Origin of the sequence: Embleya scabrispora (assembly GCF_002024165.1) — a bacterium.
Taxonomy (GTDB): domain Bacteria; phylum Actinomycetota; class Actinomycetes; order Streptomycetales; family Streptomycetaceae; genus Embleya; species Embleya scabrispora_A.
The window spans coordinates 6,157,054-6,182,114 of the sequence record NZ_MWQN01000001.1 but is presented as its reverse complement, the minus strand read 5'-3'; the positions used below and the strand labels follow the sequence as shown (position 1 = coordinate 6,182,114).

Annotated in this window: 21 protein-coding genes; 15 read left to right on the top strand and 6 right to left on the bottom strand. The window is 70.9% G+C overall.

Going from position 1 to position 25,061, the window contains the following annotated elements:
* Positions 1 to 184: 184 nt before the first annotated feature.
* From B4N89_RS26965 to B4N89_RS26925, 9 genes are read left to right on the top strand one after another with little or no spacing between them, the layout of a single operon-like run.
* Positions 185 to 1,636 (top strand): acyltransferase domain-containing protein, encoded by a 1,452-nt coding sequence (locus B4N89_RS26965; protein ID WP_235618987.1) that lies wholly within the window; start codon positions 185 to 187, stop codon positions 1,634 to 1,636.
* On the top strand, positions 1,633 to 7,635 hold the full coding sequence (locus B4N89_RS26960) for an SDR family oxidoreductase (RefSeq protein WP_078978375.1): 6,003 nt from the start codon (positions 1,633 to 1,635) through the stop codon (positions 7,633 to 7,635). The genes B4N89_RS26965 and B4N89_RS26960 overlap by 4 nt, the downstream gene beginning before the upstream one ends.
* A gap of 17 nt (positions 7,636 to 7,652) precedes the next feature.
* The gene (locus B4N89_RS26955; RefSeq protein ID WP_078978374.1) at positions 7,653 to 8,666 is read left to right on the top strand and encodes a 3-oxoacyl-[acyl-carrier-protein] synthase III C-terminal domain-containing protein; all 1,014 of its coding nucleotides are present in this window, start codon (positions 7,653 to 7,655) and stop codon (positions 8,664 to 8,666) included.
* Between the two features lie 8 nt (positions 8,667 to 8,674).
* Positions 8,675 to 10,126 carry a cytochrome P450 gene (locus B4N89_RS26950; RefSeq protein WP_078978373.1) on the top strand — a complete coding sequence of 484 codons (1,452 nt, stop codon included), beginning with the start codon at positions 8,675 to 8,677 and terminating at the stop codon, positions 10,124 to 10,126.
* Positions 10,127 to 10,130: 4 nt separating this feature from the next.
* Complete coding sequence (locus B4N89_RS26945) at positions 10,131 to 11,276, top strand: Rieske 2Fe-2S domain-containing protein (protein WP_078978372.1); 1,146 nt, start codon at positions 10,131 to 10,133, stop codon at positions 11,274 to 11,276.
* A 26-nt stretch (positions 11,277 to 11,302) separates the two neighbouring features.
* A complete protein-coding gene (locus tag B4N89_RS26940) occupies positions 11,303 to 12,196 on the top strand; it encodes a 3-hydroxyacyl-CoA dehydrogenase family protein (RefSeq protein WP_078978371.1) in 894 nt (297 codons plus the stop codon).
* Entirely contained in the window at positions 12,193 to 12,507 is a 315-nt protein-coding gene (locus B4N89_RS26935) for an acyl carrier protein (RefSeq protein WP_235618809.1), read from the top strand. Before B4N89_RS26940 ends, B4N89_RS26935 begins: the two co-directional genes overlap by 4 nt.
* The gene (locus tag B4N89_RS26930; RefSeq protein ID WP_078978370.1) at positions 12,500 to 13,606 is read left to right on the top strand and encodes an acyl-CoA dehydrogenase family protein; all 1,107 of its coding nucleotides are present in this window, start codon (positions 12,500 to 12,502) and stop codon (positions 13,604 to 13,606) included. Before B4N89_RS26935 ends, B4N89_RS26930 begins: the two co-directional genes overlap by 8 nt.
* Positions 13,587 to 14,762, top strand: a complete 1,176-nt coding sequence (locus tag B4N89_RS26925) for an HAD-IIIC family phosphatase (RefSeq protein WP_078978369.1) — start codon at positions 13,587 to 13,589, stop codon at positions 14,760 to 14,762. Before B4N89_RS26930 ends, B4N89_RS26925 begins: the two co-directional genes overlap by 20 nt.
* On the opposite strand, the gene B4N89_RS26920 is transcribed toward B4N89_RS26925, so the two are convergent.
* The 3 genes from B4N89_RS26920 to B4N89_RS26910 all read right to left on the bottom strand — a co-directional run bounded on the left by B4N89_RS26920 (position 14,740) and on the right by B4N89_RS26910 (position 17,859).
* Positions 14,740 to 15,402 carry an O-methyltransferase gene (locus tag B4N89_RS26920; RefSeq protein ID WP_078978368.1) on the bottom strand — a complete coding sequence of 221 codons (663 nt, stop codon included), beginning with the start codon at positions 15,400 to 15,402 and terminating at the stop codon, positions 14,740 to 14,742. The genes B4N89_RS26925 and B4N89_RS26920 overlap by 23 nt on opposite strands.
* Before the next feature lie 386 nt (positions 15,403 to 15,788).
* Entirely contained in the window at positions 15,789 to 16,703 is a 915-nt protein-coding gene (locus B4N89_RS26915) for an MBL fold metallo-hydrolase (RefSeq protein WP_078978367.1), read from the bottom strand.
* Between the two features lie 406 nt (positions 16,704 to 17,109).
* Positions 17,110 to 17,859 carry an SDR family oxidoreductase gene (locus B4N89_RS26910; protein WP_078978366.1) on the bottom strand — a complete coding sequence of 250 codons (750 nt, stop codon included), beginning with the start codon at positions 17,857 to 17,859 and terminating at the stop codon, positions 17,110 to 17,112.
* A gap of 316 nt (positions 17,860 to 18,175) precedes the next feature.
* Here B4N89_RS26910 and B4N89_RS26905 point away from each other — a divergent pair, with 316 nt between their 5' ends.
* Positions 18,176 to 19,072, top strand: a complete 897-nt coding sequence (locus tag B4N89_RS26905; protein ID WP_078979666.1) for an RNA polymerase sigma-70 factor — start codon at positions 18,176 to 18,178, stop codon at positions 19,070 to 19,072.
* 498 nt (positions 19,073 to 19,570) lie between these two features.
* Here B4N89_RS26905 and B4N89_RS26900 read toward each other — a convergent pair whose 3' ends face one another.
* The gene (locus tag B4N89_RS26900; RefSeq protein WP_078978365.1) at positions 19,571 to 20,503 is read right to left on the bottom strand and encodes a LysR family transcriptional regulator; all 933 of its coding nucleotides are present in this window, start codon (positions 20,501 to 20,503) and stop codon (positions 19,571 to 19,573) included.
* Positions 20,504 to 20,607: 104 nt separating this feature from the next.
* On the opposite strand from B4N89_RS26900, the gene B4N89_RS26895 reads away from it, so the two are divergent.
* The 3 genes from B4N89_RS26895 to B4N89_RS26885 are packed head-to-tail and all read left to right on the top strand — an operon-like array spanning position 20,608 to position 22,163.
* On the top strand, positions 20,608 to 21,333 hold the full coding sequence (locus tag B4N89_RS26895; protein WP_078978364.1) for an SDR family oxidoreductase: 726 nt from the start codon (positions 20,608 to 20,610) through the stop codon (positions 21,331 to 21,333).
* A 15-nt stretch (positions 21,334 to 21,348) separates the two neighbouring features.
* Positions 21,349 to 21,570, top strand: a complete 222-nt coding sequence (locus B4N89_RS53405; protein ID WP_078978363.1) for an SDR family NAD(P)-dependent oxidoreductase — start codon at positions 21,349 to 21,351, stop codon at positions 21,568 to 21,570.
* Positions 21,552 to 22,163, top strand: coding sequence for an ester cyclase (locus B4N89_RS26885; RefSeq protein ID WP_078978362.1), 612 nt, complete (start codon positions 21,552 to 21,554; stop codon positions 22,161 to 22,163). Before B4N89_RS53405 ends, B4N89_RS26885 begins: the two co-directional genes overlap by 19 nt.
* Before the next feature lie 54 nt (positions 22,164 to 22,217).
* Here B4N89_RS26885 and B4N89_RS26880 read toward each other — a convergent pair whose 3' ends face one another.
* Positions 22,218 to 22,811, bottom strand: a complete 594-nt coding sequence (locus B4N89_RS26880) for a hypothetical protein (protein WP_143658096.1) — start codon at positions 22,809 to 22,811, stop codon at positions 22,218 to 22,220.
* A 55-nt stretch (positions 22,812 to 22,866) separates the two neighbouring features.
* Positions 22,867 to 23,703, bottom strand: coding sequence for an SDR family NAD(P)-dependent oxidoreductase (locus B4N89_RS26875; protein ID WP_078978360.1), 837 nt, complete (start codon positions 23,701 to 23,703; stop codon positions 22,867 to 22,869).
* A gap of 143 nt (positions 23,704 to 23,846) precedes the next feature.
* Here B4N89_RS26875 and B4N89_RS26870 point away from each other — a divergent pair, with 143 nt between their 5' ends.
* Together B4N89_RS26870 and B4N89_RS26865 are read left to right on the top strand one after the other, a co-directional pair.
* Entirely contained in the window at positions 23,847 to 24,551 is a 705-nt protein-coding gene (locus B4N89_RS26870) for a TetR/AcrR family transcriptional regulator (protein WP_078978359.1), read from the top strand.
* A gap of 155 nt (positions 24,552 to 24,706) precedes the next feature.
* A complete protein-coding gene (locus B4N89_RS26865) occupies positions 24,707 to 25,042 on the top strand; it encodes a YnfA family protein (protein ID WP_078978358.1) in 336 nt (111 codons plus the stop codon).
* Positions 25,043 to 25,061 lie beyond the last annotated feature (19 nt).

Sequence of the window (25,061 nt, the reverse complement as noted above, 5' to 3'; positions counted from 1 at the left end):
GCGACGAAACGTTCGGGACAACGGCACCGCATACCCGCTCGCATTTCGGCGGCCCTGCCGCCCGGGTATCGCACGACCAACGTGCTCGTGCCGTCGACGTCGTCGCACCGACGTGGCGTTTCAGGACTCCGGCCGCCGACGAGACATCGCCGGCCGGTGGGACGGAATGAGGGTGACGCACGTGATGGACTCTGTCTTCGTCATGCCCGGTACGGTGCCTGCCCCGCGCGCAGGCATCCTGAGCGACTTCCACCACCGCTACGAGACCGTACGCGAATCCCTGTCCCGGATCGACAAGGCGGCCCGGGAAATGGGATTGCCCGAGATCAGTCCCCGGCTGATCGAGGACAACGGGACGAGCGACCGCCGCGGTCCCGAGGTGCAGTATCTGGAGATCTACGCGGTCAGCCTCGCGACCCACCACATGCTGGTCGCCGAGGGGGTCCGGCCGGTCGCGATCGTCGGGCAGAGCATCGGGGAACTGTGGGCCCTGGCGGCCGCGGGACACCTGGCCGTGGAGGACGCCGCGCGCCTGGCCGTGGCTCGCTCGCAGGCGCTGACCCGACAGGGCTGGGGCGGCAAGATGCTCGCGGTCGGTGTCGACGGCCGCCGAGCGCAGTCGCTCGCCGGGTTGCTCGACCATCCCCACCTGGTGCTGGCCTGCGAGAACGCTCCTCGGCAGAGTGTGCTCAGCGGCCCGGAGCCGTTGATCGAGTTCGTGGAACGGGTGGCGGACACTCTGGGGTGGCCGAGTCTGCGGCTTGATGTCCCGCATCCGACGCACACCCCGGCGATGGTGCATGCCGCGCGGGACCTGCGGGCGAGCGCGCCGCGGGTACCGTACGGCACCGGGCGTTGGCGGGTGTGCTCCCCATGGCTGGGCCGGGACGTCGGCGACGACGACCCCGTGGACCTGGTCGCGGGCGCGCTCACCGCCCGGGTGCGGATGTTGCAGACGATCCGTGACCTGCACGCGGGTGGTGTCGACGCCTTCGTGGAGTGCGGCGAATGGCCGGTCGTCACCAAGTTCGTCGAGGCGTCCGTCCCGGGTGTGAGGTGTGTGGTTCCGCTGAGCGAGGGTGATCCGTTCGAGGCGGTGCGATCGTTGGCCGCCGGTCCGTCCCGGGGTGGGCTGTTCCGCGAGCGGGTGCCCGCGCCGCCCGCGCCTTCCGCCAACGGTCGCGCCGCTCACGTGAGCGCACCAGCGGCCGCCGCGACGGTCACCCTCCCCGCCCTGCCCCCGAGGCGGTCCGCCGGTGTTTCCGCGCCGACGCCTCCCGTGGCGTACGAGAACCCCGCCGCCGACCCGGCGCTCACGACTGCGGCGCCGGCGGTCCCCGCTGCCGTGCCGGCCGCCTCGGCGCCCGGCGGGCTCGACTACGACGCGGTACTGGACGAACTGCGAGTGCTCTACGGCGACTTCCTGGGATATCCGCCGGATCTGCTCGGTGCGGACGACGGCCTGGAGTCAGAGTTGGGAGTGGAGTCGCTCAAGCAGGTGGCCCTGCTCGGGCGGGTGTCCGATCGGTTCGACCTTCCCGATCTACGGGCGGACACCTCCCTGTTGACCCTCGCCACCCTGCGCCGGATCGCGGAGACCGTGGTGCGCGCTCGGGCGGAGGTTGCCGCACGATGACCGACACCGACCACCTCCGCGGGAGGATCGCCCTGGTCACCGGCGCGGCGAGAAGCCTCGGCGCGGACATCGTCCGCCGGCTGGCGCGCGACGGCGCCCACGTGATCGTCAACTACTTCCACTCCGTCGAGCAGGCGAAGCTGCTCGAGGCTGAGCTCGAACAGGGCGGCCACAGTTGCGAGTTCATCCGCGCCTCGGTGGCCAAGACCGGCGAGATCGACCGCATCTTCGATCTGGTGGCCGAGCGGCACGGCGGCCTGGACATCCTGATCAACAACGCCGCCGGCGGCGCGTTCCTCCCCCTGCTCGACATCGACGACACCTACTGGCAACGGGCGTGGTCGACCAATGTGATGGCGGCCTACCATTGTTCGCGCCGGGCGGCCGAGTTGATGGCCGGCCGGGACAACGCGAACATCCTGTGCCTGTCCAGCGTCGGCGCCCACCTGCCGATCCCGGGATACGGCCCCGGCGGGGTCACCAAGGCAGCCCTGGAATCGCTGGTCCGCTACCTGGCCCTCGAACTCCTCCCCCAGGGCATCCGCGTCAACACCGTGCAACTGGGCACCGTGGACAGCGAGTTCGTCGAGAACCTGGACAATCCCCCGGCGGCCCTGGGCGACCCGGCCACGACGAGCGAACTGATGAGCCGTGCCCTCTCGACACCGGAGGCCGCCACGTTGATCGTCCACCTCCTCCACCCGAACTCCGGCTTCATCACCGGACAGACCATCGTCGCCGACGGTGGCATAGCCATCGGCGGCATGCAGGGCGCCCGCCTGCACAGCAAGCTGGCGGACCGCGTGGGTATCCCCGCCCGCGGCCGACCGATCCCGTCGGTGGCGGCGCGAACCGCGCCGCCCGAGGCGGACGGGTCCGGCCCCGAACCACCGAAGGCGGCGCGCTCGGGGCCCGACACGACGCCATCCCCGACACCCGATCCGACGCCGCGGTTCGACCCCGAGGCGATCGCCGTGGTCGGCCTCGGCCTGGTCCTGCCGGGTGCGAACTCCACCGACGACTTCTGGGATCGGCTGCGTGAGGGCACCCCGATCCGCAGTGAGCCGTCCGCCTTCGACCTGAAGCACTTCTGGGCACCCACCCGCGATGACACCGACGCCTTCTACGTTCGCGAGGCCGGCTACGTCCGGAACTTCGTACCCGACCCCGCCTCGATCACCGAACCGCACGGCAACGTCGACCACCCGGGGTGGCCGCGCACCAACCGCTGGCTGCGCCACTGCGCCGTCCGAGCCCTGGCCGGAGTGGGCCGGCGCCCGACCGACCGCTGGTTCGTCGCGACCACCGGCATCCACGACCAGACCGGACTCGGCTCCCAGGCCGTGGTGCTCGGCGACGAGTACCGGCGCATGGTCCGCGAGGCGATCCCGGCCGACCGGGAAGGCGACTGGTTGGCCGAGTCGGCCGACCAGGCGATCGACGCGCACTACGCCGGCGACGGCGGAAACCCGCAGGCGTACCTGCCCGCGTCCGTCTCCCGCAACGCGCTACGCGGACTGATCCCCGACGATGCCCAACACCTCACCCTCGACTCCGCCTGCGCGAGCGGCCTGTTCGCCCTCGACGCGGCGGTCAAGGCACTGCGCGACGGCTCGTGCGACGTGGCGTTCGCCGGTGGCACCTCGGTGATCGAGCCGATCGGGTTCACCCTCTTCTGTCGGGCCCAGGGCATCTCGATGAGCGGCAACGTACGCCCGTTCGACCAGGCGGCCGACGGGACCGTGATCGGCGAGGGCGCGGTGATGCTCACCCTGAAGCCGTACGCACGGGCCGTGGCGGACGGCGACCGGGTGCTCGGTGTGGTCCGGGGCAGCGGTCTGGCCGCCGACGGGCGGGGCAAGGGCATTCACGCCCCGGCCACCCGCGGCCAGGAATCGGCGATCGCCCGGGCCTGGGCCGACGCGGGCGTCGAGGCCGACGACGTGGACTGGATCGTGGCCCACGGCACCGGGACGCCGGTGGGTGACGAGATCGAACTGCGCTCGCTGCTCTCCCGGTTGGGACCGCGGCGGCGGGCGTGTCTGGTGACGTCGAACAAACAGATCTTCGGCCACACCGGGGTCCTCGCGGGCCTGGTCTCGGTCGCCCACGCGCTGATCGCGTTCGAGCGCGAGGCGATCCCCGGGCAGTGTGTGGTCACCGATCCGCACCCGGTGCTCGGCGACGGCTCGCGGCTGACCGTACCGCTCGTGGAGGCCCCCTGGCCGGCGGAGCACACCCGGCCGCGTGTGGTCGGGGTGTCGGCGTTCGGTCTCGGCGGCGCCGACGCACACGTGGTGCTCTCCGACCGTGTGCCGCGGGCCGCGCCCGCGACGCGGCGCGGTGGGGCGGGCGTCGCCGACACCGAGGACCTGGTCGTCGTCGGCTGGAACACCCACCTGCCCGGTCTCGGCGCGGAGGATGTGCCGGCCTGGCTCACCGGCGGCGGCCCGCCCCCGGACGCCGGCTTCGGGCTGCCCTATCCGCTGCCGTCCCCGCGCCAGGTACGCATCCCACCGCTGACGATGCGGCACATGGACGCCGCGCACCTGATGACGCTCCAGGCCCTGGGCCCGCTGCTGGAGCGGCTCGGCGAGCCGGGCAACCGCCTGCGACCCACGACCGCGGTCGTCGTCGGATCGTCGCTGCCCACCACCCACAACACCCGGGCCGCACTGCGCGTGCACGCCACCGAGTGCGCCGCCGCGTTCGACATCCTGCCCGACCCCGCGCAGGCGCGACGGCTGAGGGAATACCTCGCGAAGGGCATGGCGGAGGCCGCGGGGGTGATTCCCGGCGACCTCAACGAGGACGACTTCACCGGGGCGGTCTCCTGCATCCTGTCCGGCCGGGCCGCGAACTACTACGACTTCCGGGGCATGGGCGTCAGCGTCTACGCGCACCGGGACTCCGCGCACACCGGCCTCGACCTGGCCCTGCGCCAACTCCGGCACCGGGCCTGCGATCTCGCCCTGGTCGGCGCGGTCTGCCTGCGCCCGATCAGCGGGTGGGATCGCCATCTCGCCGGCCTGGTGCCGCAGGGCCGATCCATCGCGGAGGGCGCCGCCGTCCTGGCCATCGCCCGGCGCTCCACCGCGCGCGAGCACGGCCTGCCGATCCTGGGCACCCTGTCCACCTGCCTCGCCGGTGACGACGCCGGCGCCGTGCCCGCGCACGCGCTGCCCGTACTGACCGACACCGGACACACCTACCTCTCGCTCGACGCCCTGCTCACGATCCTGAAGGCGGTCGTCACCGGAACCTCGACCGTCGTCACACCCGCCGCCCCGGGATCACCGCCGATCCGGTTCGCCCCACCGACCGAGCCGCAACCGCCTCGGGCCGAACGGGCCGAACGGGCCGACCACACGGTGTCGGCGTCCACGGCACCCGACCGGATCGCGTCGCAGGGGGACACCACTCCCGACTCGGTCGTCCGGCGGGAGCACACCGAGGAATACCTCGGCCGCCGCCAAACCGTCCGCCTGGTCCCGACGACCCCGCCCCCCGAGGAGGCGGCAGCGGCCGCGATCCCCCCGGGCACCGTCGTGATCACCGACTCCCCCGACCTCGCCGCCGCGGCCGGCGGCCCGGACATCGCCGTCTGGGCCCCGACATCGGGCATCGGCGCCACCACCCACGTCCCGCCCGAGGACGCGCCCACCGCGCTGGCCGGCCTTGCCTTCATCCCCCGCCACGTCCGGATCCTGACCCGACTGCCCGAGGACGACGGCACCCCCGACGGCGACGGCGCGGACGACGCCGAGACCGCCCGCATGGAGGCCCTCCAAGACCTCACGTTCACCACGCTCCAGGCCGCACTGCCCGCCCTGCGCAACGGCGGCTCGCTCGCCGCCGCGCTGCTCGGGGCGATACCGGACGACCTGCCGACCCCGTCGAGCGCGCTGATCGTCGGTCTCGTCCGCTCCGTCCGAGCCGAGATCCGCCAGTGCGGCGGCGCGGCCCTGCTCACCGACACACCGGACGCGGCAACGGCCCTGGCCCTCCTGGCCCGAGCGGCCGGCGCCCAGGTCCCCACGCACACCCTGGCCTGCCGCGCGGGCACCTGGCTCACCATGGCGGTCGTCGACGACAACGCCGCACCGGTTCCCGCGCCGCGGGCCCAACTTCCGCCCGGCGCGGTCGTGGTCGCCTTCGGCGGCGCCCGGGGCATCACCCCCGAGATCATGCACGCGCTGGCCCACGCCGTCGACCGACCCCACATGTACGTCGTCGGCCGCACCCCACCACCGGAACCCGACGAAATCCTGCCGGCACAGGCCGAGTTCATCATCACCGAACGACGCAAACGCCCCGACGCGTCCGTGGGCGAGTTGCGCGCCGACTACGAGCGGGCCCAGGCGCGCCTGGAGGTGGGTCGCACCATGCGCCGGCTGGCCGAGCTGTGCGGCGCCGACCGGGTGCACCACCGGGTGTGCGACGTTCTCGACGCCGAGCGCACCACCGCCGTCCTCGGCGAAGTCCTGGACCGACACGGGCACATCGACCTGCTCGTCAACACCGTCCTGGAGCTGCGCTCACGCGCGCTGCATGCCAAAACCCTCGCCGACTTCCGCGCGGTACGGGCCACCAAGGCGACCGGCTACCGCAACCTCAAACGTGCCCTGGCCGGGCGCCCGCCCCGAACCTGGGTCAACTTCGGCACCCTCGCGGCTCTCGCGCCCGCACCCGGCGACGTCGACTACTGCACCGCCAACGAATACCTCGCATACGCGAGCGCCCGGGCTCGTCGCCACGCACCGCCCGACCGGCACGAGTTCGCGATCCTGTGGAGCGGCTGGCTCGAAGCCGGCGTGGCCAGCAGCATCACGATGCGCGAAACGCTCAAACGCAACCGCATGGACGCCTACATCGACAACGCGCTCGGATCCGCCCAGTTCCTGGCCGCCGTCGCCCGTCCACCGGCCGGCGGGGTGACGTTCTTCGTCCGCGAGGACGAACGCACCCTGCTGCATACCCGCGGGATCGCCGCACACGGCTCGCCCGACGACCTCCGCATGCCCACTCCCGACATGCCGCCGCCCGCCGCGCCGGATCCGGGCCTGCGCACTCCCCTGCTCGACGGCGTCCTGTACCGCGGCACGAGCTGGGTCGTCCTGACCAAGACCTGGGATCCCCGCACCCTGGCCGAACAGGACGGCCGCTGGATGCGCCACCACCGGGTCAACGGCGAGTACACCCTGCCCGGCACGTTCACCCTCGAGGCCGCCGCCGGCGCCGCCGCGCTCGTGTGCCCCGATCTCGTCGTCACCGGATTCCGCGACCTCATCTGCCGAACCTCGATCACGGTCGGACCGACCGGCCCGCCGCGCACCGTCACGGTCGAGGCCCGGGTCACGAGCCTGCGGCGGGATCGCGCCGAAGTCGCCGTCCGGATGACGACCCACCGGGTCGGCCGCAACGGCCGAGTCCTGCGCTTCAACGACCTTCTGTGCGAAACGAACGTGCGCCTGGCCCGGCGGTATCCCACGCTCGCCCCGCCCCCCGACTCCTCGACCCACCGACCCGAACCCGACTTCGCAATGCCCGTCTACACACCCGATCCGCCGATCTCGCTCACCGGCCCGTTCGCCGGCACCCGCGACCACGCCCGCGGGGCCGACGGGAACAGCGCCGCGTTCGGGTTCGATCATGCCGCCTGGGCACCGGCCCTGGGCGACACGATGGTGCCCGCCATCCTGCTGGACGCGATGGTGCACCTGCTGTTGCTGCCACCGATCGGCGAACTCCCGCCCCGAGTCGGCCCGATGGCCGGTCTCGGCGAGGTCGACCTCGGCGGGCCGGGCAACGACTGCCGGCTCGGCGCGGAGCATCCGACCATCCGCCTGTACTGCGACTTCGCCACCGGCGTCCTGACCGCCGCCACCGCCGAAGGTCGCACACTCGCCCGGATCGCCTCGGTCGCCGCGCACGACCCGGACCACCCCGGCGAACTCGTCCGACCCCTCGCCGACGCCCGCCCATCGATCGTTTCGTGACAGCCGAGGAGGCAGCGATGTTGTGGCAGGACATCACAATCGCGGGCACCGGTGCCTGGATTCCGCCGATCGTCCCGGTGCCCGATCCGGGCGAGGCGTCGACGGCCGCGCCGCGGCAGGCCGCGCTCAACGGATTCACCTCGGCCGCCATCGCGACCGACCATACGCCGACCCGGATGGCCGCCCGCGCCGGCCTCAAGGCGCTGCGCCATGCCGACGTCGCCACCACCGACCTGAGCCTGCTCGTACACGCCAACTTCCAGGACGAGGACCACTACACGCCCGCGACCTACATGCAGCGGGCGCTCGGCGGTCCGCACACCATCGGCTACGAACTGTGCGCCGCCAGCGACGGCGGGGCCGCCGCGCTGATCGTCGCCGCCGAACACCTCACCGCCCGCCCCGCCGCGAAGGCCGCCCTGGTCACCGTCGGCGCCCGATTCCCCGAGCAACGCTGGGGCGGCGCCCGGAACATGGGCTACGTGGCCGGCGACACCGGCGCCGCCGCCGTACTCACCCGAGGCACCGGCTTCGCCCGGCTGGCCGCGACCGCCCAGGTCGTGGAGCCACACCTGGAAGTACTGACGCGGGCGCGGAAGGAGCACGACGGAAACGGTCGTCCATTCCCGATCGAGGACAGCGGACTCATGCCGCACATGGACACACTGCAACGCGCCACCCGCCGGTGTGTCGAGTCCGTCCTCGACGAGACCGACACGAAGCCCGCGGACGTCACGCACGTCGTGGCCATCGCGATCGGATCGATCGTGCTCGACCTCGTGCTCGCCGGGTCCCCGCTCGACCTGCGCTGCGAGGACACCAGTTGGACGTTCGGCCGACATCTCGGCCACGCCGGCCCGTGCGACATCCTGCTCGGCCTCGACCGCCTGTTCCGCTCCGGCGCGTCACGGGCGGGCGACCGCGTCCTGGTGCTGAGCTTCGGGCTGGGTTTCCGCTGGACCATCGCATTGATCGAGGTCACCCGCGACACCGCCCCCGCGGCGCCGGCCGCCGGAACACACAGGGAATGAGGTCGTCCATGCCGGACACGACTACGGCCACCGTCGCGTCGATCCCGTTGGCCCCGCGAGCCCTGCCTCTGCTGGGTCACGCCTTGCCGCTGCTGCGCGATCCGCTGGCGTTCATCACATCCCTGTCGGGCTACCGCGAGATGGTCCGCGTCCGGCTGGGCCCCAGCTCCGCCGTGATGATCTGCGACCCGGGTCTCACTCGGCAGGTCTTCCTCAACGACCGCGTGTTCGACAAGGGCGGCGCGATCTACGACCGCATCCGCGAGGTCATCGGCGACGGCCTCTCCACCTGCGCCTATCCCCTGCACCGACGCCAGCGACGCCTGTGCCAGCCGTCCTTCCACCCCACCCGACTGACCGGATACGCGGCCGTGTTCGCCCGCGCGGCCCAGGCGAAGGCGGCCGGCTGGCGCGACGGAGACGTCGTCGACATCACCCAGGAAATGATGACGCTGACGACGCGGGCCACCATGGAGACGATGTTCAGCGGCGCCCTGCCGGAGGAGACCATGCGGCGGGCCCTGACCGACACCTCCACCGTGGTCAGCGCGTTCTTCCGCCGGATGATGACGCCGGCCCTGCTCCGTGGGCTGCCGACGCCGAAGAAACGGCGGTACGACGAAGCCCGACACCGGCTCTCGGCCACCATCGAGGGGATCATCGCCGAGCGGCGCGCCGACCCGACCGACCACGCCGACCTGCTCTCCGCGCTGATCGGCGCGGTCGACGACGAGAGCGAGGGCGGCGAGAAACAACTCAGTGACAGCGAGCTCGCCGACGAGGCCCTGACGTTCTTCCTCGGCGGGATGGAGACCACCGCCATCACCCTGGCCTGGGCGCTGCACCTGCTCGCCGAGAACCCGCACGTGCAGCGCCGCCTCCAGGCCGAGACCGACAGCGTCCTGGCCGAGGGCGGCGGCACACTCGACGCCGGCCGGCTGCCCTCGCTGGGCCTGGCGAGCCGGGTGGTGACCGAGACGCTGCGGTTGTACCCACCCGCCTGGATGATGACCCGCACCCTGCGCGAGGACGCCGAACTCGGCGGCGTGCGGCTCAAGGGCGGTAGCACCATCGTGCTCAGCCCCTACCTCCTGCACCGCCGCTCCGACCTGTACGCCGAGCCGAACCGGTTCGACCCGGACCGCTGGCTCGGCGCCCAGCCCGACCGGGCGACCTATATCCCGTTCGGCGCCGGCCCCCGCAAGTGCATCGGGGACCAGTTCGCCCTCACCGAGGCCATCCTCGCGCTGACCGCCATCGTCGCTCGCTGGCGGTTGGTTCCGGTCGGCCACGAACCCTTCCAACCCAAGGTGGAGACGAGCCTGAGTTCGCGCGGGCTGCGCCTGCGCCTCGACGAACGCCGCACGAGCGACGCCGACACCACCACCGCTGTGCGGTCGGCGTCCACCCCTTCCACCACGACGGCGGGCGGCGGCTGCCCGCTCGACCATCAGGAGTGATGCCATGAGGTCTCACGTGAAGCCGCTGGTGAAAGGCCTGCTGCGGGCGCGCCGGGTCGGCGCGTTCGAGGCGGCCCCGGCCGACACCCTGCACGTCCCCACCCGCCCGCACCCGAACGGCTGGTTCTGCCTCGCCTTCTCGGACGAGGTACGCCCGGGCACCGTCACCACCCGGGCGCTCGCGGGTGCCGAGGTCGTCCTGTATCGCACCACCGACGGCGTGCTGCGGGCCGTGCGCCCGCGATGCCCGCACCTGGGCGCACACCTGGGGGTAGGCGGATCGATCGAGGGCGAGAACATCGTCTGCCCGTTCCACCGGTTCGCCTTCGACCCTGCCGGCACGTGCGTGCGCACCGGATACGGCGGGCCACCGCCGAAGGCGTCGCTGACCCGGTATCCGGTGTGCGAGACGAACGGCTCGATCTATGTGTGGCGGCACGTCCTCGGCCTGCCCCCGCAGTGGCGGGTCCCGGCGCTGCCCATGGACGACCGGCAGCCGTACAGCCACGACACGTTCGACATCGCCGGCCATCCGCAGGACGTCATCGAGAACGCCTTCGACTGGGGCCACCTGCCCGCGCTGCACGGCCTCGAGGATGTCGACATCGACGGCAAACCGATGCCCGGGGAACCGATCGCCACGGTCACCGCGACCGCGCGCGGCACCGTCATGCGCGGCTTCCGTCAGTCGTACACGCTCACCGTGATCGGCCTGGCCACCATCGCCGCCCGCACCGTCCTGCCCCGGGGCGCGGGCAACCTGTATGTGATGCTCCATGCGACGCCGACCACCCCGGGGCGCATCCACCTGCGCTTCGGCACGAAGCTGGAACTGGGCGCCGTGCCGGGTCTGCCCGAACGGCTCGGGCGCGCGGCCACACTGCCCGTCGCCCGGCTGAGCAGCGTCCTCATTCAGCGGCTGGCGAGCCTGGACACCGGCGCCGACCTGCTGATGTGGAACCACCAGGAACACGTCGAACAGCCCAAGCTCGCAAAGGGAGACGGGCCGATCGGGCGATACCGGTTGTGGGCGCAGCAGTTCTACGCCGGCGTCGAAGGCGTCCACATGGAATCCGCGAACTCCGAGGGTGTCGCCGCACCATCCGAGGCGGTGGACGCGAATCCCACGGGCGGTCTTGTGTCCCCGTGACTCGCCGGGACCGAAAGAGAGACGACATGGCAGCGGAAGACGGTACGCCCGAGGGCGGGCGACGATTGACCGTCCTCGGAGCGGGAGTGATGGGGACGGGCATCGCCGCACTGGCCATCGGTCACGGCATCCCGGTCTCGCTGATCGACCCGGACCGACACCGCCTGAGCGAAGCCCCCGCGCGCATCGACAGGATGGTGCGGATGGCGCGGTTGTTGAACACGTTGCCGGAGGAGTCCGGTACCGGTGTTCTCGTCACCCGAGCGTCGTTCGCCGAGGACGCGACGGCCGACAGCCCCGGTTCCGTCGCGGTGGTCGAGGCGGTCACCGAGGACGCCGACGCCAAGGCGAAGGTTCTCGCCGAGGTGTCCGCACTGGTCGCGCCGGGCACCGCGATCATCTCGAATACGTCCTCGATCCCGATCGACGAGCTGGCCCGGGCGACGGCCCGCCCGGCGGAGTTGATCGGCACCCACTTCATGAACCCGCCCCACCTGATCCGCACCGTCGAGGTGATCAGGGGCACGCACACCGACGAGGTCACCATGGACACGCTGCGGGCCCTGCTCGCCGCGCTGCGCCGGGAACCGATCGTGGTCGACGACGCACCGGGCTTCGTCACGAGCCGCATCCTGCACCCCATGATCAACGACGCGGTCCGGGTGGTGGCGGCGGGCACCGCGAGCGTCGAGGCGGTCGACCGGTTGATGCAGGGGTGCCTGGGCCACCCGACGGGCCCGCTGCGCACGGCGGACCTGATCGGCCTCGACAACCTGGTCGACTCGTTGTGGGTGCTGCACAACCGGACCGGCGACGAGGGGTGCCGTCCCTGCGACCTGCTGTTGGAGATGGTGCGCGCCGGCCGGCTGGGCCGCAAGAGCGGACGCGGCTTCTACGCATACGAGGGAGAACAGGCATGACTGTGTCGTCGGAGTCGTCGGAGTCGTCGGAGTCGTCCGAGTCGTCCGAGGCGTTGGGGTCGTTCGAGGCGGAACTGCTGCGGTTCCTGGCCCGGCACACGGGCCGGGAGTGGACGATCGACGCGGACGTCTTCGGTCCCGGGGGCCTGTCCTCGCTCTTCGCCATGGAACTGGTGGTCTATCTGGAGCGGACCTACGACATCGCCATCCGCGGCGCCGACCTGCGCATGGACAACTTCCGCACGGTGGTGCGGATGGCCGAACTGGTCGACCGACTCCGGCAGTCGGCCCTCGGGGGTCCCGGTGCGTGAGACCGTCGCCGCCGCGACCGCGGCGGTCACCGAACTGGTCGGTGATCGGGCGGCCGACTGGGATCGCGCGGGCCGACTCCCCGACGACGTCGTCCGCAAGCTCGGTGCGGCCGGTTTGCTTACCGGGCAAGTCCCCCAGAAATACGGCGGGTTGGGGTGGACGAGCGCGGACGGCGGCGAATTCACCGCGCATGTGGGCAGCCTGTGTGGTTCGTTGCGCAGCGTACTGACCTCGCAGGGCATGGCCGCATGGACCGTCGAACGCCTCGGTGATCCGGCGCAGGCCGCGGACCTGCTGCCTCGACTGGCGTCGGGCGACACGGCGGCGATGGCCTTCAGCGAACCCGGGGCGGGCAGCGACCTGGCGGCCGTCGCCACCACCGTCACCGTCGACGGGGACACCGTCCTGCTCACCGGCGACAAGACGTGGGTCACGGCGGCCGACCACGCCGACCTCTTCCTGGTCGTCGCCCGGATGGGGGACGGCGGCGCCGTGGTCGTCGTACCCCGAAACGCACCCGGGGTCCGGGTCTCCCGGGTGGCCGACCCGCTGGGCTGTCGGGCGGCGGGACACGCGGAAGTCCGGCTCGACGGGGTCCGGTTGCCGCTCGACAGCCTGCTGGGCGGTGGGCGCCAACCGCTCCCCCTGCTCGTGACGACCGCTCTGGCCTACGGGCGGATCTCCGTCGCCTGGGGATGTGTCGGCATCCTGCGGGCCTGCGTGACGGCGACCGTCGAGCATGCGCTGTCCCGGGAGCAGTTCGGTCGGCCGCTGGCACGACACCAGCTGGTCGCACGGCACTTGGCCGAACTGTGGACCGCGGAGCAGGTCGCGACCCGGGTCTGCGAGTACGCGAGTCGCTGCTGGGACGAGCATGCCGCCGACCTGGCCGCCGCCGTCGTACTGGCGAAGTACGTCGGTGCGAACAACGCGGTCAAGGGCGCCGCCGCGGCCGTGCAGGTCCTCGCGTCGGCGGGTGTACGGGACGGCCACGTCGTCGCACGCGCGTATCGCGACGCCAAGCTCATGGAGATCATCGAGGGCAGCAACGAAATGTGCCAGCTGATGCTGGCCGACCATGTGCTGGGCCGGCGGTGAGTCGGGTCGTGGCCGCCGACGAACCCCGCGGTGGGGGCGGAACACGCGCGCCCCCGCCCGGGCGATCCCGCCCGTCCTGGTCAAGTGCCTGGTCTGGGACCTGGACAACACGCTGTGGCGCGGCACGCTGTCGGAGGACGAGACCATCGACCCGTTCCCGACGATCCGCGAAGTCGTCGCCGGACTGGACGCACGCGGCATCCTGCAGTCGGTGTGCAGCCGCAACGACCACGACCCGGCCTGGGCCCGATTGCAGGCCCTGGGCATGACCGAGTGGTTCGTCGTGCCGGAGATCGGTTGGGGGCGCAAGTCGGACGGGGTTCGGCGGATCGCCGAGCGGCTGGGCTTCGCGACGTCCACGATCGCCTTCATCGACGACCAACCGGCCGAGCGGGCCGAGGTCGCCCACCATCTCCCGGACGTGCGCTGCTATCGGGCGGAGGACGCCGCCACGCTGCTCGACCGGCCCGAGTTCAGTCCGACGTCGGTGACCGTCGACGCACGCCGCCGCCGGACGATGTACCGGGCCGGGGTCCGACGCACCGACGAGCAGGCACGCTTCACCGGCTCGCACGACGACTTCCTGCGCTCGTTGGAGATGGTGATGCACATCGGGCGGGCCACGGAGGACGAACTGTCCCGCGTCGAGGAGTTGACGTTGCGCACCAGTCAGATGAACGCCACCGGGGTGCACTATCCGGACACCGCGCTGCGTGCGCTTGTCGATGACGCCTGCCACGAAGTCCTGGTCACCACGCTCACCGACCGCTTCGGACCGCACGGTGCGGTGGGTGTACTGCTGCTCCGAAAGCACCCGCGCGCGTGGCATCTCAAGCTGCTCGCCACGTCGTGCCGCGTGGTGGCGTTCGGCGCGGGCACGATCATCCTGAACTGGTTGGCCGACCAGGCGGCTCGGGCCCGTGTGCACCTGTTGGCGGACTTTCGCGCCACCGACCGCAATCGCATGATGGAGATCGCCTACCGGTTCGCCGGTTTCGACGAACGACCGTGCGCCTGTCGGGGCGCGGCCGGCGAGCCGGGTTCCGACGACGGTGACGTCCAGGTCCTGCACCTCGTTGCCGAACGGCGCCCGAGGTCGGAGACGGTCCGGCTGATCGCTCCGGATCTCGTGGTCACCGCCGACGGACCAGGGTGACGCCGTCGGCCAGGGGAAGCATGCAGATGTCCACCCTCCGGTCGTCCCGAATCCTGGCGTTGACCTCCCGAACTCCGACGGTGTCCGCGTCCTCCGCGAGGGGGTCGACGACCCGACCGAAGAACAGCGTATTGTCCAACACCAACAATCCACCCGGCCGCACAAGGCGCAGGCAAAGCTCGTAGTAATCCGGATAGTTCCGCTTGTCGGCATCAATGAAAACGAGATCGAATTCCCCGGAGCGGCCCTCCGCGATCATTTCCTCCAACGTTTCCATCGCCGCTCCGATGCGGACATCGATGTGATCGAAAACTCCCGCCCGGCGCCAATACTCGACACCGATCTCGGGCCACCGCGCACTGATGTCACAGGTGACCAATCGCCCGCGCGGGGGAAGCGCACGCGCCATACACAGCGTGCTGTACCCCGTGAACGTACCGAGCTCCAGCACCTCCGCGGCACCGGTCGCCGCGACCAACATCGCGAGGAACTGCCCTTCCTCGGGCATGACCTGCATCGTTTCCCCGCCGGGGAGCTCTGCGCTCATCAGCCGCAGATCGCGCAGAATCTCGTCCTCCCGAAGCGAGAACTCTCTGACATACCCGAGAAGTTCCGACCCGGCCGCAATTTGATCCGCCATACCAAAACCCTAGACGACGCTCCGACCACAATTCAATAGACGCCCGAGACGGGCCAATTCGACATACGACTCGATGCCGAGTTTGCCGAAGACATGGCACGGTTTATCGAGTACGTCGAACTCCCGCGCGAGCAACACCCGTATTTCATCGCCACCCGGCCCACCCGAAACTCGACGGCCACCCGCCCGAACGATCGGGTGGGTGGCCGTCGTCGTTTGCATCCACTGGCCACGTTTCAGCAGCTGCGGCATCCCAAAGTGCCCACAGTGACCTGGAGTGGGCACTGCTCCACCCTGCTTCCACCATGCTCGATCGACAACCGGGGCTACACATCGGTACCGGCCTCTCGCGCGCAACTCATGCGCCGGCGTCGGTCGAGGTGCGGTCAGTAGTCCCAAACGGTCGGTACGAAACGGAAGGCGCTGCCGGCGACCGCTACATGGCAGGCGGACGGGAACGGCAGGTGTGCGGCCAGCAGTTGCCCGCCGTTCGCGGCCAGCTCCGTCAGGAGGCCGAAGCGGACGCGGGCCGCTTCCTCGGGGTCGTGATCGAAGCCGTTGTGCCAGTCGGGCTTGTCGAACCCGGTCTGGAACACGGCGTCGCCGGCGAACAGCAGCCGATCGCCGCCGGACTCCAGGCGGATGACGCTGTGGCCGGGGGTGTGCCCGCCGGTGCGCTGGATCACCACTCCCGGTGCCACCTCGTACTCCGTCTCGAACGGCCGCAACTGGCCGCGGTACACGTCCAGGAACCGCGAGGCGGTCTTTCGCAGCACGTCCGGCACCGGTGTCGGCATGACGGTGTGGGAGAAGTCCGGCACGTCCCAGAACTCGGCCTCGGCCGCCGCCAGGTGGACTCGCAGGTCCTGGCGCAACCGGCCCCTCAGCCCCTCGACGAGCAGCCCGCCGATGTGGTCCATGTGCAGGTGGGTGAGCACCACGTCGGTCACGGACGCGGCGTCGATCCCGGCGGCGTCCAGTCGCATGGCCAACTGCCCGGCGCGCGGGAAGCCCGGGAACTCGGTGCCCAGCCCGGCATCGACGAGGATGGTCCGGTCGCCGCTGCGCACCACGGCGACGTTCAGCGGCCAGTCGCACACCTCCGGCGGCAGGAACATGTCACCGAGCCAGGCCGCCAGTTCCTCCTGGGCGGCGTTGGTGGCCAGCGTGGTGGTGGTGATCGGCAGCACGCCGTCGCTGATCACCATCACGTCGATGTCACCGACCTTCAGCGCGTAGCGCGACGGAACCGGTTCGTCATGCCCCAGTGCGTGGGAGTGTGCGAGGTTGACCTGGCTCATGGTGTTCTCCTCTTCAAACGTGTGAACCGAAACGTGTGAACCGAAGACATCGACGGCGCCATGGGGGCACACCGTCCAGTCATCACAGAGGACCGGACGGCGCCCTGGATTGTGACAGCCGCGGGCCGTGGTCGGCCGACTCCCGGCTCGCGCGGCTGCCTGTACTCGGCCCCGCCTCGGGTCCATCCCGTCGACGAACGCGCTGTGCCCGTGGGACACTTGGTGAGACTGGGGCGCGTCGCCGCGCCGGTGGCGGCGGCCGGACCCGAGTTCCCGGAAGCGGCAGTGGTGCGCCGCCTCTTCCCGCACGGATGGGTCGAATCGTCGTCTCGCGTTCCGATGGGACCCGGCCGACGCGGTGCGCGCTCCACCGACTCGGCCGGGGGCCATACGGGCGTGCCGCCGGCTAGGCACCGGCCCGCCGCAACCAGTCCGTGTAGGCGGTTTCGGCGAGGATGGCGCCGTCGGCCGGTACGAGGGTGAGCTCGTCGGGCACCGCGCCGAAATAGTGCGCCCGCGCGTCGGTGACCACCTCACGCGGGTCGCCCCACGCAACCAGTGCCTTGCGGAAGAACTCGTCCATCCGGTACCGGTTCGGGCCGGCGATCTCGACCATCGCGTTGCTCGGCGTGCCCGCCGCGGTCCTGCCCACCAGTTGCGCGACGTCGTCGCCGGCGACCGGTTGGAAGGCGACCGGCGCGATGTGCACCTCGTCGCCCGTCGTCGCCTCGTCCGCGATCCGCCGGCCGAACTCGTAGAACTGCGTCGCGTGCACGATCGAGAACGGGATCGCCGATTCCCTGACGAGTCGCTCCTGGGCGATCTTCGCGCGGAAGTAGCCGATGTCGGGTCGGCGGTCGCTGCCCACGACCGACAGCACCACGTGGTGCCCCACTCCCGCCTCCTTCTCGGCGGCCAGCAGGTTGCGGGTGGAGGTGGTGAAGAAGTCCAATACCGCCGCGTCCTCGAACGACGGCGAGTTCGACACGTCGACGACGACGTCCGCGCCCTTCATCACCTCGGCCAGCCCCTCGCCGGTGAGGGTGTTCACCCCGGTGTTCGGTGCCGCAGCGACCGCCTCGTGCCCGTGCTCGCCCAAACGGCCGACGACCTTCGAACCGATCAGGCCGGTACCACCGATGACCACGATCTTCATGCGGGATCCTCCTTGTTCCCGGGGACTTCGGCGTCTCCCGGACGACAGGTAGACCGGGCACCCCATCCGGATGTGACAGTTCCGGATCCGTCGAAGTCCTCCGCCGGGAGCCCGATGAATCTGTGACAGACGCGGGGAGACCTGGCCGTTGGACGATGGGCGGGGAGAGGAACAGTGCGAAACGGATGCCGCTCGAGGCGCGGACCGGCGCGCCGAACGTGGCAGCGTGTGCTTGCCTCGTATGGCGTGTGAGGCCCGGAAGCACTGTTTCGAAGTGGCTTGTAGCATGGCGGCGCCGAACCCGAAGGAGGCGACCATGCACGCGGGAGCCGACACCGATTCTCTCGATCAGGCGGCGAAGGATTTCCTCGCGGCGCGCCCCAGGCTCTTCGGTGTCGCGTACCGGGTGCTCGGAAGCGCCGTGGAAGCGGAGGACATCGTCCAGGAGGCGTGGCTGCGGTGGCAGCGCGCGGACCGCGCTCACGTCCTGGATCCGACGGCATTCCTGACCACGGTCACCGCCCGTCTGGCCATCAATCTGGCCCAGTCCGCCAGAGTGCGGCGGGAGTCCTACGTCGGCCCGTGGCTGCCCGAACCGGTCGACACCAGTTCGGATCCGCAGATGGGTGCCGAACGAGCCGAAGCCCTCGAACTGGCGGTTCTCTTCCTGCTGGAGAAGCTGAACCCGATGGAGCGTGCCGCCTACGTCCTGCGCGAGGCCTTCGACTACCCCTACGCGCAGATCGCGGAAATCCTGGAGACGAGTGAAACGAACACCCGTCAACTGGTGAGCCGCGGGCGCAAACACCTGGCTGCCGAGCGCAGGGAACGCGCCGGCACGACTGATCACCGCCGCCTTCTGGAGGTGTTCCTCGCCGCCGCACGGGAGGGTGATCTGGCGGCACTGGAGAACGTGCTCGCTGCGGATGTCGTCAGCTACACCGACGGCGGAGGGGTGCGCGGCGCGTCCAGGATCCCGGTCGTCGGACGCCTGCACGTCTCCAAGTACCTCGCGGCCTTCGCGCCACGGTTCTGGCCCGGGTCGGAGGTGCGGTGGGTCGAGGCCAACGGTCGTCCCGCCGTCGTCGTCTCCGCCGACGGGAACGCGGTGGCCCTGCTTTCCGTCGATGTGTCCGCCGAGGGAATCGACCGGATCATGTGGCTGATGAACGCCGCCAAGTTGTCGCCCTACCTGGCATCGCTGCGCGGTTGAACACCCTTCGCCACACCGACCGTCCCGTGCCCCGGCCGCGATGGCCGGCCGGGGCGTCCGGACGTCCGGAATTCTCCGAGACACGAGGGACGGACAAGGTGACGATTACGCGGACCTACCCTCTGTCCGCCCGCAGCCCGGGGCTCCGCCGCGGGCAAATCGAACTCGTATCCGCCGAACTTCTCGACGAGATCGGCAAGCTTTGCCACGTGGGGCCCACGTGCAGCGCGGGCCTCCGCCAGCGCGACTTCCTCGATCTCCACTGATGACCGCACGGACGGCTCCTCGTTGTTCTCGTGACGCGGCTACGGGCACCGTAAGGCGCGTGCATCGGACACCGTGAGGCATCCTTCCCCGTCGCACGCCTGGCCCGACCGGGCCCGCGCATCACGTCACGTCCGCGCCCCACCAGTCGGTTCGGGCGCGGAGGTGCGGGGCGCGACCGGGGGACCGAGCGGTGCGGGCGGTGGTGATGGTTTCGGTCGGGTCGGCCCTTCGTCAGTGTGATGGAGCGGAGTCGTGTGCTGCGGCGAGCGCCTGGATGTGGGGCGGGACGACGCATGCCTGGGAGGCGAGCAGGTCCGCGAACGCGGTGGTCAGCAGGTCCGGCCGGGTGCGGGTGTACGCGGTGAGCGTGCGGCGGATCGGCGGGTCCGGCGGTCGCAGCAGGCCGTCGAAGTCCGGAGGGACGATGTTGGCCGGAACGAGGGCGGGTCCGAGCCCGGCGGCGGCGAGCAGCGGTGCGGCAGAGGTCTGTTCGGCGTGGACGGCCGTCCCGGGAGCGAAACCCGCCTCGTGGCAGGCCTGGTCCAGGATGTCGGCCAGCCCGTTGGCGGGGGCGTAGCGCACCCACGCGCGGTCGGCCAGCTCGGCCAGTGCCAAGGGCCCCGGCGGTTCGCCCGCGAGGGGGTCGTCACCGGGCAGCACGATGACGAACTCTTCGATGCCCAGGTCGCGGATCGGGCCCTCCCAGCCCGCCGGGGACGGGCCGACGGCGAGGTCGGCCTCCCCCGCCGCCATCGCCGCCTGCAACCGGTCGGCGTGCGCGAATTCGCGGAGCCGGATCCGCACGCCCGGGTGTTGGCGGCGCCACGCCCGCAGGACCGGCGGCAGGATGCCCAGGCTGACCGAGTAGACGGTGGCGACTTCCAGTTCGCCGCCCTCGAGGTCGGCCGTCCGCCGCGCCGCCGTGTGCAGGCGTCGTGCCTCGGCGAGTGCGGCTCGGGCGTGCGGCAGGACGGCGCGGCCCATCGGTGTGGGCCTGATCGCACGTGGCAGGCGTTCCAGCAGCGGGCCACCGAGCGAGCTCTCCAGCGCACGGATCTGGTGGGACAGGGCCGGCTGCGTCACATGCAGTTGTTCGGCCGCCTGCGTGAACGAGCCGGTGTCGACCACCGTGACCAGGTATTCGAGCTGCCGCAACGTCGCCATGAACAAATTTTATCGCAGGCAGAGAAAACAAGCCTTGGACTCATAGTGCGTCGGCGGGAGAGGGTTTTCGAAACAAGCCCACCACCTCTCCCTTGGAGCCGGATATGACAACTTCCACTGATCTCACCGGGCAGCGTCTGGTCGTCGTGGGCGCCGGTTCACGCACCGGACGCCTGCTGGCTCGGGCCTTTTCGGCTGCCGGCGCGGACCTGGTGCTCGCCGGCCCCGACTCGCGCAAGCTGGAATGGACTGCCGGCGAGTTGGCGGGCCGGGCCGACGTGGTTCAGGTCGACCTTGCCGAGGAGGCCACGATCGCCGCCCTCGCCCGGAAGGTCGGCAGCTTCGACCACCTGGTCTCGACCGCCGCGATGCCCGCCAACGGCCCACTCGCCGAACTCGAACTCGCCGACGTACAGCGTGCCTTCGCCGCCAAGGTGATCGGTCCGCTGTTGCTCGCCAAGCACCTGACCGACAGGGTGCGCGAGGGCGGCTCGTTCACCTTCTTCTCCGGCGTGGCGGCCTGGCGTCCCGCCCCGGCCCGGACCGTGATGGCGACCACCAACGGGGCGCTGGCCTTCCTGATCCAAGCCCTCGCCGTGGAGATCGCCCCGGTGCGGGTCAACGCCATCTCCCCCGGCATCGTCGACACCGGCTCCTGGGACGGACTCGGCACCGACAAGGAGGCGTTCCTTCGCTCCATCGCCGAGCGCAACCCGGCCCGTCGGGTGGGCACTCCGGACGACCTGATCAAGGCGGTGCTGTTCGCCGTCACCAGCCCCTACGTCACGGGCAGCGTGCTGCACGTCGACGGCGGCGGCCGACTCGCCTGACGGGACGGAACACTGATGGATCTGCACCTGAACGGCAAGGTCTTCCTCGTCACCGGAGCCTTCGCGGGGATCGGCGCGGCCACGGCTCGGCTGCTCCACGCCGAGGGCGCCACCGTCGTCGGCGCGGCCGCGGCCCGCCACCCGGGCGACCGTCGACGGCGGCGCTCCGCGTCAGCTCCGACCCGCCCTCATCTCCATCTCTTCCCGGGAGTACTCTCATGCGTTCTCGCACCGTGATCCGCACCATCGCGGTCGCCGCCTCGGTCGCCGGTCTGGCCGGCGGCACCGTCGCGATCGCCTCCGCCCACGACCACGCGACCCGTTCCGCACGTTCCTGGCCGCAGCGCCTGATCGACCGCTCACCCGACCTGGTCCAACCCGAGACGCTGACCGTCGACCGCTCGATCGGCGAGCGCAGGGCCGCCCGGCAGGTGCACCTGGCCCAGCAGCTCTACACCTTCTGGAACACCGGGCAGCAGAAGTACCTGGACGCCGCCGTCAGTCCCCGATTCAAGGACAACACGCTGCCCACCGGCCGCCCGCAGGGTCCCGCCGGCCCGATCTTCGCCTCGGCGAACTTCCGCACCGCCGTGCCGGATCTGACCTGCGAGTTGTCCGACGTACTGGTCACCGGCGACAAGATCACCGCCCGGCTGGTCTTCCGCGGTCACTTCACCGGCACCTTCAACGGTGTCCGGGGCAAGGGCCAGAGCGTCGATTTCAACGCCATCGACATCCAGCACGTCGGAACCGACAAGATCATCGAGGACTGGCACATCGAGGACAACCAGACCCTGATGAGTCAACTCGGCATCGGCGCGCTCGGGTGATGACGACCGAGCAACTCCCGTCCCGGGGCGGGGTGGTGACGGGTCGCCTTCGGGTCAGGTGCGGGTGAGGGCCTTTGCCAGGTCGGCGGGGGAGGTTCCGGGGGTCAGTAGGGATATGAACGAGTCGTCGAGGAAGGTCACTCGACACTCGCGACGCAGGTTGTCCGTCCATCTCGACCGCGCGCTCCGGACCGTTTCGGTGGAGCACTCCCACAGGACGGGGGCCGGCCGTGGCGCGGTACAGCCCACGACGGTGATCAGGATGCGTCGGTCGGTGATCACCAGGAAGGCGGCGCTGTGGTCGACCCGGCCCTCGAGGCGCAGTTCCGGTGGCCTGCCGCCCGCCATGCTGCCGGCCGGCAGGCTGTGCCGCTCGCGGCGGCTCAGTCGTTCCAGCACGACCAGGCCGATGATCGTGACGACGACCAGGAGTACGAGCAGGGGGCCCAACAGGCCGTACAGCAAAGCGAGTTCGCCGCGTGTGCCGTATCTGCGCCGAACCTCCTTCGCGCTTCCGCGGATGGTCCCGGCATCGAGTGGGTTGTCGCTTTCGCCGCCCGAGACCTCCACGCGCGCGATGCGCACGAGGTGCTCTCCGGGACGTAGGAGCGGGTTCACGGTGGCTTGCAGCGCTGCTTGATCGACCACGAACGACCTTTCCTTTCCGGGGGATTCACGCTCGCCCTGGTCATGTTCGCGGTCGTCATCGATCGCGGATGAGTTCCCGGGTGAGGTGATGGAGGCGCATCGCGGAGTCCAGGTCGAAGGCCGGTCCCGTCAGGCGTAGTCGACGCGTCTTGCGGTAGGCGGTGAAGGCCGGGTCCGGCGGTTCGTCGAGGAGCCGGATCATCGGCTCCACCGCCTTTTCCGGCGAGGTGGCCAAGACCGCGAAGGAGGTCTTGGTCAGGGCACGCAACGGCTGCGGAAGGTGGTCGGGCATGCCGGTCGCCACGACGCCGGGGTTGTAACAGACGTAGCGGATCGGGGTGTCGGCGTGTACGGCGGGGAACGCCGCGCCGAGCAGGTCGTTGGCGCGGAAGGATTGCAGGGTGGCCTTGGTACCGCTGTAGCGGCGCGTCACCTGCAGATCCTCCCAGTGGATGCGACCCAGCGGAACTCCGGGGGTGCCGACGTTCATGACGACCGGGCGCGAGGCGGATTCCAGTGTCCTGCGTAGGCCGTGACCGAGCACGTATCGACTCAGGTACGCGAGTGCGAAGCTGTGCTCGAACCCTTCGGGGGTGACGGTGCGCGGACCGAAGAGCCGGTAGCGCTGGGCACAGAAGACGAGTTTGTCGACCGAGGGACAACCGTCCTCGATCGTGGTGACGAGTTCCCGGGCTGCCGCGACCGAGGTGAGGTCCACCTGCAGGAAGGTGGCGCGTCCGCCGGCCGGGCAGGTCTCGGCGGCTGCCGGCAGGGCCTCGCCCTTGGCGGCGGTGCTGCCCACGACGAGCACGTGTGCCCCGAGGCGCAGGTAGTGCAGGGCAAGTCCTCTGCCCAGCCCGTCGGTTCCTCCGGTGATGACCACGGTCTGCATCCTTGGTACTCCTCCCTCGGGCAATGCCGCAGGACCACTGTGCGGAGTATGCGGATATCGAGTATCCGCTTATCCGTGACCGTACCACAAGCGGATATTCGACATCCGCTTCGTGCTAGGGTCGGATCGTCGGAAGGAGCCCCATGAGCGGTCGCACGGCCGGCGACGAATCCCCGGCTTCGGCGACGACTCGGCGGCCGAGACGGGACGCCGAAGCCAACCGTCGGCGTATCGTCCAGGCGGGGCGCGAGGTCTTCGCCGCGCGCGGGCTTCAGGCCACGCTCAACGACGTCGCCCACCACGCGGGACTGGGAGTCGGCACCGTCTACCGCAAGTTCTCCGACAAGCGGGCGCTGGTGGATGTCGTCTTCGGCGAGGAACTCGACGAGATCGCGGCAATGGCGCGGGAGGCCCTGGATCGGGATGACGCTTTCGATGCCCTCGCCGAGTTCCTGGAGCGGGCGCTGGCACGCGCCGCGGACAACCGCGGACTGCGCGAATTGATGCGCCGGGGCATCGGCGAAGGCGTGGGCCTCGCCCGAGCGCGCCAGGAGATCACGTCACACTGCGAGCGCCTCATGGAACGGGCCCGCCTCCAGGGCAGGCTCCGCGACGGAGTGACCGCAGGCGACATCGTGCCCATCGCCGCGATGATCGACGCCGTCATGGCCCTGTCCGACGAGCAACTCGAGGAACGGCCCGCCGAGTCGTGGCGACGCTACTTGGCGATCATCCTCGACGGACTCCGCGCCGACCCGCACCGGACACCATTGCGCCAACCCACCGAAGCCGGCCGGCCACGACGGAACCGCCCCGCGCCGCCCACGACCGGGCCATCGCCCCGGTGACACCCGGGCCGTGCCGATCGAACCCATCCGCACCGTCGGGTTCGCGTGGCCTGCAACCCTGACGACCCACGACCGCGCCGACCACGCCGGGCCGGCGACTGCGGCGGCACCGAGGCCGCACCACCTGTCGTCGACGTCTGGGTACGCTCCCGCCTGTGACGATCTTGCGTTCCATCGCCCTGTTCCTGGCCGCCGCCGTCTTGGAGATCGGCGGCGCCTGGCTGGTGTGGCAGGGCGCCCGTGAACACCGCGGCTGGGCCTGGATCGGCGCCGGCGTCGTCGCCCTCGGCGCCTACGGGTTCGTCGCCACCCTCCAGGAGGACGCCGACTTCGGCCGTATCCTCGCCGCCTACGGCGGCGTGTTCGTCGCCGGCTCGCTCGCCTGGGGCATGGCCCTGGACGGCTTCCGCCCCGACCGGTACGACGTGGCCGGCGCGCTGATCTGCCTCGTCGGCGTCGGCGTCATCATGTACGCGCCCCGGAGCACCTGACCCGCGCGGGCTCCCCGAG